This window comes from Novosphingobium resinovorum (genome assembly GCF_001742225.1).
Classification (GTDB): domain Bacteria; phylum Pseudomonadota; class Alphaproteobacteria; order Sphingomonadales; family Sphingomonadaceae; genus Novosphingobium; species Novosphingobium resinovorum_A.
On sequence record NZ_CP017076.1, the window covers coordinates 407156 to 422295 of the forward strand.

The 15140-nt window shown below is 64.6% G+C and carries 8 protein-coding genes and 1 pseudogene; 3 read left to right on the forward strand and 6 right to left on the reverse strand.

The genetic code is table 11. From position 1 onward, the window contains the following. The first annotated feature begins 93 nt into the window (after positions 1-93). On the forward strand, positions 94-1725 hold the full coding sequence (locus BES08_RS19465; RefSeq protein ID WP_008832395.1) for a Na+/H+ antiporter: 1632 nt from the start codon (positions 94-96) through the stop codon (positions 1723-1725). Here the strand turns inward: BES08_RS19465 and BES08_RS19470 are convergent. Then, entirely contained in the window at positions 1682-2608 is a 927-nt protein-coding gene (locus BES08_RS19470; RefSeq protein WP_008832396.1) for a Rossmann-like and DUF2520 domain-containing protein, read from the reverse strand. The genes BES08_RS19465 and BES08_RS19470 overlap by 44 nt on opposite strands. A gap of 147 nt (positions 2609-2755) precedes the next feature. Between BES08_RS19470 and BES08_RS19475 the strand changes: the two genes are divergently transcribed. Together BES08_RS19475 and BES08_RS19480 are read left to right on the forward strand one after the other, a co-directional pair. Beyond that, entirely contained in the window at positions 2756-3649 is an 894-nt protein-coding gene (locus BES08_RS19475; protein WP_036525302.1) for a pirin family protein, read from the forward strand. Between the two features lie 199 nt (positions 3650-3848). Then, positions 3849-5381, forward strand: a complete 1533-nt coding sequence (locus BES08_RS19480) for an MDR family MFS transporter (RefSeq protein WP_008832398.1) — start codon at positions 3849-3851, stop codon at positions 5379-5381. A gap of 3 nt (positions 5382-5384) precedes the next feature. Here the strand turns inward: BES08_RS19480 and BES08_RS19485 are convergent, their stop codons facing one another. From BES08_RS19485 to BES08_RS34735, 5 genes and pseudogenes are all read right to left on the reverse strand, one after another. Next, positions 5385-6575 (reverse strand): beta-barrel domain-containing protein, encoded by a 1191-nt coding sequence (locus BES08_RS19485; protein ID WP_008832399.1) that lies wholly within the window; start codon positions 6573-6575, stop codon positions 5385-5387. Beyond that, positions 6565-8673: a type I secretion system permease/ATPase gene (locus BES08_RS19490; RefSeq protein WP_156799937.1), complete on the reverse strand. Its 2109-nt coding sequence runs from the start codon at positions 8671-8673 to the stop codon at positions 6565-6567. The genes BES08_RS19485 and BES08_RS19490 overlap by 11 nt, the downstream gene beginning before the upstream one ends. Positions 8674-8723: 50 nt before the next feature. Next, on the reverse strand, positions 8724-9938 hold the full coding sequence (locus BES08_RS19495; protein WP_155986209.1) for a TolC family protein: 1215 nt from the start codon (positions 9936-9938) through the stop codon (positions 8724-8726). A gap of 56 nt (positions 9939-9994) precedes the next feature. Then, complete coding sequence (locus BES08_RS19500; RefSeq protein ID WP_477529341.1) at positions 9995-13798, reverse strand: Ig-like domain-containing protein; 3804 nt, start codon at positions 13796-13798, stop codon at positions 9995-9997. Then, positions 13772-15043: pseudogene (locus BES08_RS34735) on the reverse strand (Ig-like domain-containing protein); the annotation flags it as partial. The gene BES08_RS19500 and the pseudogene BES08_RS34735, both read right to left, overlap by 27 nt. Between the last annotated feature and the right edge of the window lie 97 nt (positions 15044-15140).

The window sequence follows — 15140 nt, forward strand, 5'->3', positions numbered from 1 at the left end:
GAGCTGAATTTAATTGCCTTTTTTGCAATTAGTGGGTTGCCCCTCGGGCGCCCTGCCTCCTAGACTGCACGGGTAGTCATATGGAGTGAGGTTTTGGAGACAGTTTCGATCGTACTTTTTCTGCTGCTGGCGGTCGTCGTCAGCGGTGCCGTTGCGAGGATGATGCCGTTCTCGATACCCACGCCGCTGGTCCAGATCGTGCTGGGCGGTGTGATCGGAATGTCCACATCGCATCGGGTCGAACTCGATCCCGAACTGTTCCTGTTCCTGTTCCTGCCGCCCCTGCTGTTCCTTGACGGCTGGCGCATCCCCAAGGACGAATTGTTCAAGGATGCCTCCACGGTGGTGGAACTGGCCCTTGGCCTCGTGCTCATGACCGTGATCGGCATGGGCTTCCTGATCCACTGGATGATCCCGGCGATGCCGCTGGCGGTGGCCTTCGCGCTTGCCGCCGTGGTTTCGCCGACCGACCCGATCGCGGTGTCGGCCATTGCCGCCCGCGTGCCGATCCCCAAGCGAATGATGCACATCCTCGAAGGCGAATCGCTGCTCAACGATGCCTCGGGCCTGGTCTGCCTGCGCTTCGCGGTGGCGGCGGCTTTGACCGGCACGTTCTCGGCCGGAAGCGCGGCGCTCAACTTCCTGTGGGTCGCGGGCGGCGGCCTCGTCATCGGTGTCGCGGTGACGCTGGTGGTGACGCGCGTGAAGGCGTGGGTGACGAAGCGCTGGGGAGAAGACACCGGCTCCCAGATCCTGGTCAGCCTGCTGATCCCCTTCGGCTCCTACCTGCTGGCCGAGCATTTCCACGCTTCCGGTATTCTCGCGGCAGTCAGCGCGGGCGTGACGATGACGTATGCCGAGATTTCGCGGCAGGCTCTCGCGGTTACCCGGATGCGCCGCAACTCGGTGTGGGACATGATCCAGTTCACCCTTAACGGCATCATCTTCGTGCTGCTGGGCGAGCAAATGCCGGGCATCCTCGCCGGAGCGCGCCAGACCGTCGCGGTAACCGGACATAGCGAGGCCTGGTGGCTCGCGATCTACACGCTGGCGATCGTCGCGGGTCTGGCGACCTTGCGCTTCGTGTGGGTGTGGGCATCGCTGAAGCTGACGATCCTGCGCAAGGCCAAGCGCGGCGTCGGCGTGCAGACGCCGGACTGGCGCCTGATCGCCGCGACCTCGGTGGCGGGCGTGCGCGGGGCGATCACGCTGGCCGGTGTGCTGACCTTGCCGCTGACCCTCAACGACGGAACGCCGTTTCCCACTCGCGACCTTGCGATCTTCCTTGCCGCAGGGGTGATCGTCGTTTCGCTGGTACTGGCAAGCGTGACCTTGCCGTTCCTGCTCAAGGGATTGGCCATGCCGCCCGAACCGGCGCGTCAGGCGGAGGAGGATTCCGCCAGGATCGCAGTCGCGCAAGCCGCGATCCAGGCGATCGAGCGGCACCAGCACGCCCTCGCCGAAAGCCACGGCGAGGCCGATCTGTTCGCGGATGCCGGGGGGCAGGTGATGACCCTCTACCGCGAACGCATCGAAGGCCTGAGCGAGCGCCAATCCGCAGAGGCGCGCACCGGAGACAGACTGCTCCGCGACTTCCGCCTCGTCGGGGTCAAGGCGGAGAGGGCGGCACTTGCGCACTTGCTTCGCGCGCGAAACATCAGCAGCGAAACCGCCCGCAAGCTCACTCGCGAACTGGATCTGTCGGAAGCCCGCTTTCTAGGCTGAAATCGATCCGGCCGGGCGCGAGGAGTCGTTCAAGCTCCTTGCGCTCCTGCGCGCCTCGGTCGCCTAGTGCGTCGAGCGTTGCCAGCGCCATGGCGCGGTAAGGTGACATCAGCGCGGGGTCGTCCCTGGCGATGACGTCGAGATGGCGCTCGATGGTGCCCGCGTCCCCTCGCAGCACAGGCCCGGATAGAGCCGCCAGTCCACGATCGAGGCTGTTTTCGAGCGCCGCGCGAACCAGAGGGGCAAGAAAAGCCCCCGGCGCGGCGATACCGGCCAGCTTCAGGGCGTCGCCTGCACCAGCAATGAGGGTGACCAGATGGTTGGCCCCATGACACAATGCCGCATGGTACAGAGGCCGGTCGGCATCGGTGACCTCTACGGCCACGCCGCCAAGTGCGCGCACGAGTGTCATTCCGGTGACCGTCGCGGCCGGGCTCGACCCGGTCACTGCGAAGTGGGCGGCGGCCATGCGCTCGACCTCGATCTGCGGCTCGCCGGTGAAAGTCATGGCGGGATGGACCGCAGCCGTCCTTGCGCCGATAGCCTGCAGGCAGGAGAGGGGGGCAGTTCCGCTTCCTCCGCTGAGATGGCAGACGAAGGGCGCGCCGGGCAGACTCTCTCTCGCCATCTCTGCCGCCACCATCTCGATCGCATCGTCGGCAACGGCGATGACGATGAGATCGCAGGTCGCAGCGAGGGTGCTCAAGCTATCCGCGATCACGCATCGCTCGATGTGCCGCGCAGCTTGCACCGCGCGCGTGGGGTTGCGCCCCCAAAGTAGCAATTGGGACCGCGAGTGGTCACGCAGTCCCAGCGCGAAGGCCTGCGCGACGCGTCCGGTTCCGACGATGCCGATCCGTTCGGCTATGGGCGTGACAGTCATGACGACTGCCTAAAGCATTTTCTAATCAGGTGGGATCACCTGATGACTCGGAAAATGCGGAATACCCAGCGTGTCGGCTCGCAAGTTGCACGGCCCTCGGCGATGCCGCATATCTGGCCGGGCAAGGAAAACAACGGGCGAGACGACATGATCGAAATGGTGATCGAGCAACGGCGGCGCAGCCTTGGCGGCGGTCTGGACGTGGGCCGGGTTCTGCCTTTCGCCAAACGGCGCATGGTCGGGCCGTTCGTGTTCTTCGATCACATGGGACCGCTCGACGTCGCGGCAGGCGCCGATCGCAGCCTCGATGTGCGGCCGCACCCGCATATCGGCCTGTCTACCGTGACGTATCTGTTCTCCGGCGAGATCGTGCACCGTGATAGTGTCGGCTCGCATCAGACGATCCGCCCGCAGGAAGTGAACTGGATGACGGCGGGCAGCGGCATTACGCATAGCGAACGGTTCGAAAAGGCCCGCGCCGTCGGCGATCATCTCCACGGCATCCAGGCCTGGGTCGCCTTGCCGGAAGGCGACGAGGAAGTGGCGCCCTCGTTCTCTCACCACGCCGGAGACGATCTTCCGCAATGGAGCGAAGCGGGCGTGCGCGGCCAGTTGATTGCAGGCAGCGCCTACGGCCTTACTGCCGGGGCGCGCACGCATTCTCCGTTGTTCTACGCACATCTGGACCTCGATGCAGGCGCGAGAGCCGAAGTGCCGCCGGGCCACGCGGAGCGGGCGGTCTATGTCGCTACCGGGGCGGTCGAAGTCGATGGCAGCCGCTACGAAGCGGGCAATATGCTGGTTCTTGGCGCCGACGTATCCAGTGTAATCGCCGTGGAACGATCCACCGTGATGGTGCTGGGTGGCGAGCCGGTCGGCGAGCGCTTCCTCTACTGGAACTTCGTCTCATCTTCCAAGGATAGGCTTCGTCAGGCTGCGGAGGACTGGAAAGCCGGCCGCATGAAACTGCCAGACGCGGACGATAAGGAATTCATCCCCCTGCCGGACGACCCGTTTCTGAAGCCTCCGGCAATGTCGTGACGCGGATGGAAATCGGCTGAAAGCGCGGCGCGAAGGGCCATTTTCCGAAGGGAAGGGGTTTCAATACGGCGCATCGCACTTATATGAAGGGTTCCGGTACGCCCGCGACACGATGGACGGCCCTTGGACTGGAGAGGCCCATTCGTCCGTAACCCGGAAAGCTGAACATGTATCTTCTTGCCCGCTGCCCTCTGGTCCCATGTTGAGGCCGCGGCGGCGCGGTATCGCCTCGGTCAATGCCGAAGTGCGGGACGGGATCGTTCCTGCGGCCGGAGCACTGGCCAAGACGCGTGATGAAGGACCTGCGGAGTCCGGCGCAAACTACCGTTTTGTCGCGCTTATCATTGCATCAGCCCTGTTCATGGAATTCGTCGATGCGACGGTGCTGGCCACGGCGCTTCCCACCATGGCGCGGGACTTCTCCGTGCGTCCACAAGAGATGAGCGTTGCGCTGACGTCCTACCTGCTGGCGCTTGCGATCTTCATTCCCGCCTCCGGTTCGCTGGCCGATCGCTTCGGATCGCGCACGGTTTTCCGTACCGCAATCCTGCTGTTCGTGCTGGGAAGCCTTGCCTGCGGGCAGTCGCGCTCCCTGGAAATGATGGTCGCCTCGCGCTTCCTGCAGGGCGTGGGAGGGGCGATGATGATACCGGTCGGGCGACTGGTCCTGCTGCGCTCCGTCGCCAAGCGCGACATGGTCAATGCAATGTCGTGGTTGCTGGTTCCCGCGTTGATCGGCCCGATACTGGGGCCGCCACTGGGCGGGTTCATCGTGACTTATCTGGACTGGCGGTGGATATTCTACATCAACCTGCCGATGGGGGCGCTGGGCTTCTGGCTGGTCGGTCGCTATATCGCCAACATTCGCGAGGATGAGCCTGGCCGCTTCGACACGCCCGGCTTCATCCTCAGTGGCCTTTCGCTAGGGTGCCTGCTCTTCGGCTTCGAGATGGTCAGCCGTCCCGGCGAAAGCGTCATGGCAGGAGTGCTGGTGGCTATCGGCCTGATCGCAGGCATCTTCTATGTCCGCCATGCCCGCAACCGCGAGGGTGCCATCCTCGACCTTGAACTGCTACGTGACCCGACGTTTCGCCTTTCGGTCATTGCGGGATCGATCACGCGCATTACCCAAGGTGCCCAGCCATTCCTGCTCCCACTGATGATGCAGGTGGGCCTTGGATTCACCGCAGCGAAGAGCGGGACGATCACCGTCGCCACCGCGATCGGCTCGCTGGCGATGAAGAGCTTCGCGCAGCGCGTTCTTCGCCGTTTCGGCTTCCGCCGTGCCCTGATCTGGAATGGGGTGATCGCAACCGGCGGCTATGCCATCTGCGGCCTGTTCGGCCCCGCCTGGCCGACCTGGGCGATGTTCGCGGTTCTGGTGCTGTGCGGCTTCTTCATGTCCTTCCAGTTCACGGCTTATAATACAATCGCTTATGATGGTGTCGATAAGCAGCACATGAGCCGCGCGACGGCGTTCTATTCCACGTTCCAGCAATTGATGTTGTCTCTGGGCATTTGCGTGGCGGCCATGGCGTTGCACCTTGCCATGATCGCCAATGGCAATTCAGCACCGACGTTGCGCGATTTTTCGGTAGCGTTTTGGGTCGTCACTGCGATCTCACTCACCGCCACCATCTGGAACCTGCGCTTTTCAAGGGATGCAGGGTCGGAAATCAGCGGCCATGTCGAGTGTGAAGAGACCTCGGAGGAACGACGTTCGGCGGCCTGATGCTCAATGTAAACGTGCCTTGAGAAGGGGGCGTAGCAGATAGTTGAGAACACTGCGCTTTCCATTCAGGATATCCACCTCGGCGACCATGCCGGGAATGATCGGCAGCGCCTTGCCGTCCCGCATGAGATGCGCGCCGTCGGTGCGGACGAAGACCTGATAGTAGGCGTCCTTGCCGCGCACCGTCTCCTCCTCGATGGTATCGGCACTGATGCGCTCGACCCGCCCGTTAAGGTCGCCGTAGACGGTATAGTCGTATGCCGTGATCTTCACTTTCGCCGGCATGCCGGGGACCAGGAACGCCACGTCGCGCGGGCGAACCCGTGCTTCGATCAACAGGCGATCTTCGATCGGCGTGACTTCCATGATCGGCTCGCCGGGTTGAACCACACCGCCGCGCGTATTGATCAGGACGGTATTGATCCGCCCCCGTACCGGTGAACGGATTTCGGTGCGCCGCAGCTGATCGCCGCGCTGCTGGACGATCGGGGTGACGGCGCTCAACTCGGCCTGCTTGTTGGCCAGTTCGGTATAGGCCTCCTGCGCATAGGTGTTTTCGAGTTCGACCAGCTTGCCGGTATAAGTCGCGATGTCCTGCCGCAGTTTGAGCGCCTCCATCTCGCTGACGACCTTGCGGGCGGTCAGAGGCTGCACGATGGCCAATTGCCCTCGCGCGATGTAAATCTGCTGCTGCAGGGTGCGCCGCCCTTCCTCCAGTTTGCTGCGCCGGGAAGCGAACAGTTCGCGCTCGGAACGGACGAGCGCGTCATCGGCCTGGACCTGTGGAGGAAAGCTGATCGAACCCTTGCCGAGCACTTCCGCCTGAAGCCTGGCTATCGCGGCTTTGAGAACGACCGCCTGGCTCGCTGATTCTTCGTAGGAGGTCCTGAAATGCGTGGGATCGAGCCGGACCAGCGACTGCCCCCGGGCCACGATATCGCCTTCGCCGACCAGAAGGTCTGCCAGAATGCCGCCCTCCAGGCTCTGGATCTTCTGCATGCGACTGACCGGGACGACTCTTCCTTCACCGCGCGTGACTTCGTCGATACGGGCAAGGGATGCCCACACGATGGCGATCACGATGCTGGCCATTACTGCCCACAACAAGGGGCGAAACAGGGGATGCGGGCCGGTCTGGAATGGATCGTCCGGTTCGCGGTGGAACCCTTGTGCCGGGAAGGTTTCAACCGCCATGCGCCGCTCCCGCCGCCATGCGCTCGGGCGCGGCCACCTGATTGCCGGAGACGACGCTGCCGATCGGGCCATCCATCACCACACCGCCATCGCGCATGACGATAACGCGATCGACCAGCGCCAGCATCGAACGCTTGTGTGTCGTCAGGACCAGCGTGCGATCGCCCAGCCAGGGTTGCAGGCGCGTAACCAGGTGGTCCTCGGCTGCCTGATCGAAGAACGCCGTCGCTTCGTCGAGCAGCACGATCTGCGGGTCCTGCAGGATCACCCGGGCAAGACCCACCGCCTGTCGTTGTCCGCCGGACAGACTGCGGTTGCCGAGCAGGGGCAGGTCCAGCCCCATGGGATTGGCCCGTACGAAGCGCCCCAGCCCCACATCGTCGAGAACCGTGAAGATCTCCGCATCCGATATGGCGCGGCCCTCGAGATTGAGGTTCTCTCGCAGCGAGCCCTGCATCAGGGCGATGTCCTGCGGCAGGAAGCCGATTGCCGCCCGCCGATCCGAAGGGTCGATCTGGGCAAGGTTCATCCCGTCGAGCATGACGGTGCCCGACGTCGCGTCGCCAAGGCCCGACAGAAGGCGCAGCAGCGTCGATTTTCCGGCGCCATTCCCGCCCAGTATCGCCACTTTCTCTCCGGCGGCGATGGTGAGTGCGGCGATTTTCACCACCGGCGGTTCGTCGTCGTATCGAACCGCGGCGTCCGTCAGGACGAACCGTCCCCGCAATCGCTCTGCGCGGACGAATACACGGTTCCCGGGGCGCTCGACCGCAGCGGCCATGAGCTGGTCCAGCCCTTCGAGCGCGACCCGGGTATGTTGCCATCGTGCCAGTATTCCCGCAGCCTGCGACATCGGCGCAACGGCCCTTGCCGCAAGCAACGAGCATGCGACGAGCGCGCCGACGGTCATCGCCCCTTCGCCGATGCGGTACACGCCGAAGGCGACGACGCCGACGTAGCAAAGTTGCTGCACCATTCCTGCGCCATAAGTCAGCGCGCTCGACAACGAATGGCTGTGCCGCGCAGTTTCCGAGAGTTGGGCGGTCAGCGATTCCCACAAGCGCAAGGCACGCCCTTCGCCGCGCCCGGCCTTGATCGCCTCCAGGTTCTCCACCGCCTCGATGAGGATGCTGTTCTTGATCGCACCTTCCCGCAGGTTCCTGCGCGAAAGGTCTGCAAGCCGGCCCTGCATGAGGAGGCTGGGCAGCACCATCAGCAGGACGGTAGCAATCGGCACGACGACGACCGGGCCGCCGATCAGCGCGATGATCGTGAGAAATATGAGCGTGAATGGCAGGTCGCTGGCGATGGCTGCACTGGACGAGGTGAAGAATTCGCGGACGCCTTCGAACTCGCGGATCTGGCTGGTGAAGGCTCCAAGCGAGGCGGGGCGGGCGGCAAGTCTCGTCTGCAGCACGCGCGCGAACAGCTGTGTCGACAGGTTCAGGTCCAGGCTCTTGCCCATCGCATCGAGAAGATGCCCGCGCATATAACGCAGCATAGTTTCGAGCACGATGGCGATGACGACCCCGCTCGCAAGTATCCAGAGGGTATCGAACGCCGAATTGGGCACGACCCGGTCGTAGACCTGCATCGCGAAAATGGCCGTCGCGATGGCGAGCAGGTTGGCCATCATCGCGCCGAGAGCCACTTCCAGATAAGCACGGCGATACCGTCTCAGTGCACCAAAGAACCAATGCCGACCATCGGTGGACGCAAATGCGGCGGCCCGGGGCTCCGACTTGAAGCGCGGCTTGGCGAAGACCGCGATGCCTTTGTGCAATACCGCCAGCTCGGCCACAGGTATTCGCTGCATGCCGCCATCCGCATCGGGCAACAGCAGGAGCGCCACGTCACCTTCCCGCCCGGCAAGAACCACGCTGTTCCCGTCCTTGAGTAACAACAGGACCGGTAGCAGATAACTCGGCAGATCGAGATCGCAGCGCCGGACCTGCGCGGCTATGTCGAGCCGCCGCATGGCCCTTGGCACCATGTCCAGAGGTATAGTGCCATCGACGAGCGGCATCCCGTCGCCCAGTTCGGCCACGCTGGTATGCCGCCCCAGCACGGCCGCGAGGAGGACCAGGCCTGCCCGCAAGCTATCCTGCCTGCGCGGCGATGATCCGCATTTGTCTGGCCCGGCATCCGTCACGGCAGTTCCGGCGGCAAAGCGACCAGATCGGACAGCCGGCCCAGCTGTGCCGCTATCCGATATTGAGTCCTGGCCATTTGCAGCATGACTTCGTTGAGCGATCGCCGGGCATCGAAATGCTCGCGCTGGATCGTCACGAGATCGACGATGTCGCGGCGACCGACCTCGAACTGCTCGCGATAGAGGCCGCTCAGGTTGCCGGCATCCGAAACCTGGGCGCGCAGTGCCTGTGCCTGCTGCTCGAGCGCGGTTGCCGTCGTCATCAGGTTGCGCAGCTCGCGCGCGATATCGCGCCGAACCGCGGCCTCTTTCAATTGTGCGGCGTTCACGCGCTGCCTTGCTGCATCGGCCCGGTCAAATAACGAAAGGCCCTGTAGCGGCGTCATGCGCAGGCGCAGTGCGACGACCGCATCGCTTGCCATCCTGCCGCCGATCTCACGACTGAGCGCAGTCGCCTCGAGATTTACGCGCGGCAGTATCGACGAGCGGGCATCGTCGAACTGGGCCCGGGCGTAGTGCGTTTCCTCGAGCGCCTTGCGGAAGGCGGGAGCCTCGTCGATCAGCGTATCGATATTCTGCGTTTCGATACGCCGGACCATCGAGGCCGGTACGGGCTGCTCCAGATGTCCGGGGGGCGTTCCGACAAGCGTTTCGAACTGCGCACCGGCATTGGCGGCTTGTCCGTCATCGCTGGCCAGCCTTTGATGCGCGCGGGCCAGTTCGAGTTGCGCCCGGTCCGGCTCGCTGCGATCGGCATATCCGCCATCCGCCCGCATGCCGGTCATGCGCGACAGATCCTCGAGCGTCGAAATCTGCGCGAGATCGACTTCGCGCTGCAGGCGCGCCAGCACGACATCGAGGTAGGTTTCGATCACGTCTCGGACCGCTTCGTCGCGTGTCATCGACCATTCTGCGCGGGCCTGCCGTTCGGCCGCCCGCGCGCCGTCGGTCCTGCTGCGCGTCTGCCCCCAGTCGTGGACCATCTGCGCAGCGGTCACTTCATAAGCCCATTTCTCCGTCGACACTTCCTGTGGGCCACCCGATGCGGAGATCGACGGGAGGTATCCGGATCGCGCCACTTTCACCTCGGTATGCGCGGCCTTCACCTCCGACGCTGCCGCGGAGAGCGCCGGATGACGCGCTATCGCGGCAGCTACGGCTTCCTCCACCGTCATGGCCTCCGCCCGCCGCAGAGCTGGGCAAACGGTCATGAAAGCGATCATGCCAAGAACGAACAGAGCATCTGCGCAGCCTCCCCCCGCTGCCCTCACACGACGACCTGGACTGTGTTGTCCTCGACCAGAATGGTGCTCACCCCGAATGTATAGACGTCGTATACGAGGCCATCGAGCGTCTGCGTCGATCCGGTGTCGACGGCACCGGTGATGTTCAGCACGTCGTTGGACTCACCGGTTATCTGCAGGGTGTGTCCCGCATCGGTGATTGCGCTGACTTCCGACGCCGTCAGGGTCAACACGCTACCGCTGTCGCCCGTGCCGAGATCGATGCGCTCGATGTTCGACAGCGTGCCGACCCCCGGCGCTCCGTAATCGAGATCGATGCCGTTCCCGAGCAGGATCGTATCGAACCCGGCACCGCCGTCGATGGTGGAGAAGTTGGTGGCCAGCACTTCGACGGTGTCGTGCCCCGGACCGGTCAGCACGTGATCGCCTGCGCCGACGTTCAGGACGAGATCGTTCCCGCTGTTGCCGTTGATGTGCTCCGCCCCGGTTGTGCCCGATATGATGTCGTCCGCCAGCGAGCCGTTCACATCGATTTGTCCCAGGTTCAGGGACAGGCCATTGGGACTGAGGGACAAGCCGTAGATCGCGCTCTCATGCCCTTGCGGATCGGTGGCCACCATTCCCAACGATATCTGGGAGCCAAGATTGAGGATGTCCGTAACGTTCAGGCCCAACTGGGTCAGGATGGCCGGGCTCAGGAGATTGAGCGTGAAATGGCCGCTGCCATCGGCGGTAAGGGGCAGCAATTCAACGTTGAGCACCGGAGTGACGACCCGGATCACCACCGTGGAGTTGGGCTCGGTCGTACCGCTTATGCCGAATTGGGGGTTGAGCGGGTTGAGGCTGACGGCCAGACCGAAGCCTCCGATAGTCGGCGGCGCTTCGATGTTGGGCGCGACATCGATCGTCGCCACGCTGCTCGTGTTGCCGGCCGGATCTTCGCTGGTGACGGAGATCCGAGCGTCGAGCAACTGCGCCCAGTCGAGCCGAATGCCAAGGTCCGTCAACAGGTTGAGCGAAGCCAGGCCGCTGTTGTCGGCTGTGACCACGGTATTGGTTGTCAATCCGCCCACGGTCGCCGTGACCGTCAACTGCGAGCCGGGCTCGCCGGATATGGTCAGAGCGCTGGCCAACAGCGACAGGACGGGCGTTGCGGGGGGGCTCGTGTCTATCACGAAGTTGACGGGCGATGCCCCATCTCCTCCGCCGATGCTGGCCGATACGGATGATGCTCCCTCGGGAAAACCACCTGCGGGCGCGATCGTGAGGACGACGACCCCGGCCAGTATGTCGCCCACCGACAGGACATGGGTGGCTTGCGCCTGATATCCGCCCTGGCCGTTCAGCGCGGCCGTGATCTGCTGCCCGGCCTGCATCGTCGGTCTGAGCGTGACTTCGACCTGGATGCCGTCTGCCGCCTCGTTCGCGTTGATGTAGCCGTCGTCCGCCTCGACCACGGCTATCGTCAAGGGCGCGATGTCGGGGGCGATCAGGACCGTGGGCAAACTCTGGTTTCCCGCGGCGTCGATGGCAATGGCGCTCACGGTCTCGTTGGCGATCAACGGGGTGAGCAACGGGAGGCTGAAGTTACCGTTGCCATCGACCGTGACTTGTATTGGATTGGCCGTTTCCCCATCGATCACGACCCGAACGGTAACGCCTGGTTCCGCTGATATGAGCAGAAGTTCACCGCCCGAAACCAGCGTCAGGACAGGGCTGTCAGGAGCGGTCGCATCGATCGTGACGGTGGATACCGGGCTGATATTGCCTGCGGCATCGATGGCGAATGCCTCGACCACCGTGGAATCGGGAAGGGGCGTGGATGGCGTGAAGATCCAGCCGCCGTTTTGATCGACGATGGCCTCGCCCAGCGGGATACCCAGCCCGTCCGTCAGGATGATGGTCGTACCGGGTTCGGCCGTCCCGGTAAGGACGTCGCCGCTGCTCGCGGCGATGATCGGTGCGACGGGCGCAACGGCATCGACCACCGTGCTGGCCGGAAGGCTGGTGTTACCGGCCGCATCGACGGCGACGACCTCCACGACGGTATCGTGCGGCAAGGCGAGGGTGGGTACGAAAGTCCAGTCGCCATTGTCGTCCGCGGTCGTTTCTCCGATCGGATTGCCCAGCGAATCGCTGAGCAGGAGCGTCACCCCCGGTTCGGCATTGCCCTCCAGCAGCGCACCGGTCGTCGGGTCGATGGTCGGAATCGCCGGTGGCACGCCGTCCACGGTGGTGCTGACCGGTCCGCTTACATTGCCTGCGGCGTCGACCGATACCGCGATGACCACCGTGCCATCGGGCAAGGGGAGCAGGGGGGTGAACGTCCAGTTGCCCTGCGGATCCGTCGTAACCTGTCCAAGCGGCAAGCCATAATCGGGAACCGCAGACGAGGCTGCGAATACCGTGAAGCCGCCCGGACTCGCCTGCGGCGAGAAGGCGGCAAATGTATTGCCCGTCCCGTCCATCAGCACCACGGTCGAATTCGGTTCCGCCGTGCCGGTGACGAGCGAGCCGTTGGTGGGATCGATCGTGGGGTCGGCTGGGGCAGTGGAGTCCACCGTCGTAGTCGATGCGGGACTGACGTTGCCTGCCGCATCTCGTGCCGTGGCGGTCACGACAGTGCCGTCCGATAGCCGAGCGCCGGGCGTAAAGCTCCAGTTTCCGCCGCCATCGGCACTCGTGTCTCCGATCGGATTGCCGTCGCCATCGGTCAGGGTGACAACCGTATTAGGCTCAGCCGTGCCGGTGAGCGCATTGCCGTCGGTGGAATCTATGCTCGGCGCGTCTGGAGCGATCGCGTCGACCGTCGTGGTAGATGCGGGGCTGGCATTTCCCGCGGCATCCTGGGCGGTGGCGCTGACTCCCGTGCCGTCCGCCAAGGGGGGGCCGGGAACGAAGCTCCAGTTCCCGTCTGCCTCGGCGAGCGTCTGGCCGATGGGATCGCCATTGCCGGCGGTGAGCAGGATGAGGGCTCCGGGCTCGGAGGTGCCGGATATCACCGTGCCGTTGGTCGGTGCGATTTCGGGTGCTGCGGGAGAAACGGCATCGATGACGATACTATCGGAAGCACTTTCGTTGCCGGCCGCATCGCGAGCCACGGCATTGACGCTGGTGCCGTCGGGCAGCGGAGATCCCGGCGTGAAGGTCCAGGTTCCACCTGTGCCTACGACCGTCTGGCCGAGGGAATTGCCGCTGCCGTCGGTGAGGACCACCGTTGCGCCCAACTCGCCGGTGCCGGAAATCACGTCACCTTTGGATGGGGCAATGTCGGGAGCCGCAGGCGCAGTGGCATCGACCGCAGCGCTGGTCGAAGGACCGACATTGCCCGCCGCATCGCGCGCAGCCACCACGACGGTGCTTCCATCTGCCAGCGGCGGCGACGGCGTGAAAGTCCAGTTCCCGTCGCTATCGGCGCTCGTCTCTCCGATCGGATCGCCGTTGCCGTCGGACAGGATCAGAGTTGCCCCGGGCTCCGCAGTGCCGGACACCGTCGTCGCATTGGGCGGCGCCAATGTCGGGGCCGGGGGCGCCATCGCATCGACGGCGGTGCTGGTTGGAGGGCTGCTGTTGCCTGCGGCATCGCGCGCAATCGCGATCAGTATCGTGCCATCGGGAACCGGATTGGCGGGCGTCATCGACCAAGCCCCGTCAATGCCGGTGATTGCCTGCCCAAGCGGCGTACCGCTGCCATCGGTGACCAAGATGGTGGTTCCGGCTTCGGCCTTACCGCCGATCTCGGTGCCGTTGCTTGGTGAAAGGGTCGGAGCGTCGGGAGCGAGGGAGTCGATGGTTATGCTGGCCGCCGGGCCAGCCTGCCCCTCCAGGTTCACCGCTGCGACGCGGATCACAGTCCCATTGGTCAGCGGCGGTTGCGGAGTGAATGACCATGTTCCGTCTGCCGCGATCGTAGCCTGACCGACCGTATGCCCTGCGGCATCCGTGAGCATAACCGCGATGCCGCTTCCGGCGGTGCCGGTCAACGCGGTACCGTTGCTGGGGGCGATGGTGGGGGCAGTGGCCGGTGGAGGAGTCAGGTCGGGCGCCCGGACGGTCGCCGCGTCACTCATGTTGCCCGCCGCGTCGGTGACCCTGACCGTGATCGGCTGCCCATTGTCGACGGGAGCAGCGAAGAGGACCGAAAATGTTCCATCGGCGGCGATCGTCGCCGTGTAGTCGGGCTCGCCGTCACCATCGATGTCGATGGTGACGGTCGCTCCGGGTTCGCCGGTGCCTGTGATTCCGGTGCCGTCCGCCGCGACACCGAGTTGCGTGGCGTTCTCGGGCGGAGTGAGATCAGGCGCGTTCGTGCCCGCCGCCGGACCGACATTTCCGGCGGCATCGCGGACAGTGACGCTGATCGGCTCCGCATTGACGAGTGCCGGTGCCAGGACAACCGTGAAAGCGCCGTCGGCACCGACGATCGACGTGTAGTTCGCCGTTCCGTCGCCATCGGTATCGACCAGCACCGTAGCTCCGGCCTCCGCGCGCCCCGTGAGGCGGTCTCCGGCTGCCGAAACGACGAGATTGCTCGGTGCGGCCGGCGCGGTCGTGTCGGGAGGTGTCGTCGGCGTATCGTTGCCGCCGCGATTGCCCCCACCGCCGCCTGCCGCGACCGCGATGAGTCCGCCGCCACCGAGCACCGCAAGCGGAACGATCACGCCCGCGCCCAGACCGGCGCCGGACGCCGCTCCGGCGACCATGCCGGCGGCTTCGGTCGCAGGCGGAGCGGCAAATCCGGCAATGACATCCATCGGGACGTAGGCAGGCGTGGCAAGGCTGCTGCCGGATAGTTGCGCTACGTCCGCGGCCACGAGGTGATCTTCCTCGACCAGCATCAGTTGCGAGAACCGGGATGGATCGACGTAGAAGTTCGCGATTCTCACGGTTTCGCCGGTTCGCAGGTGCACCAGGAGGTCCGTGCCTTCGCGGCTGAAGCCGGTCACCGCTTCGGGTGCCACGTTCAGGGCGATGCTGCTGCCAGGGGCGACCGAAACCGAACCTTCCACGGCTTGGACAGGGGCGATGCGCACGCCGGACAGGTCGGACGAGATCTTGGCCTCAACGGGCATTGTGCACCTCCCGCGCAGAGCATGCTGGCGCTCCGTACAGGCTAGGGAATAATCACGCGCCGGGATTCGCCAATTGCGTTCCCCTCCGATTTCGAGG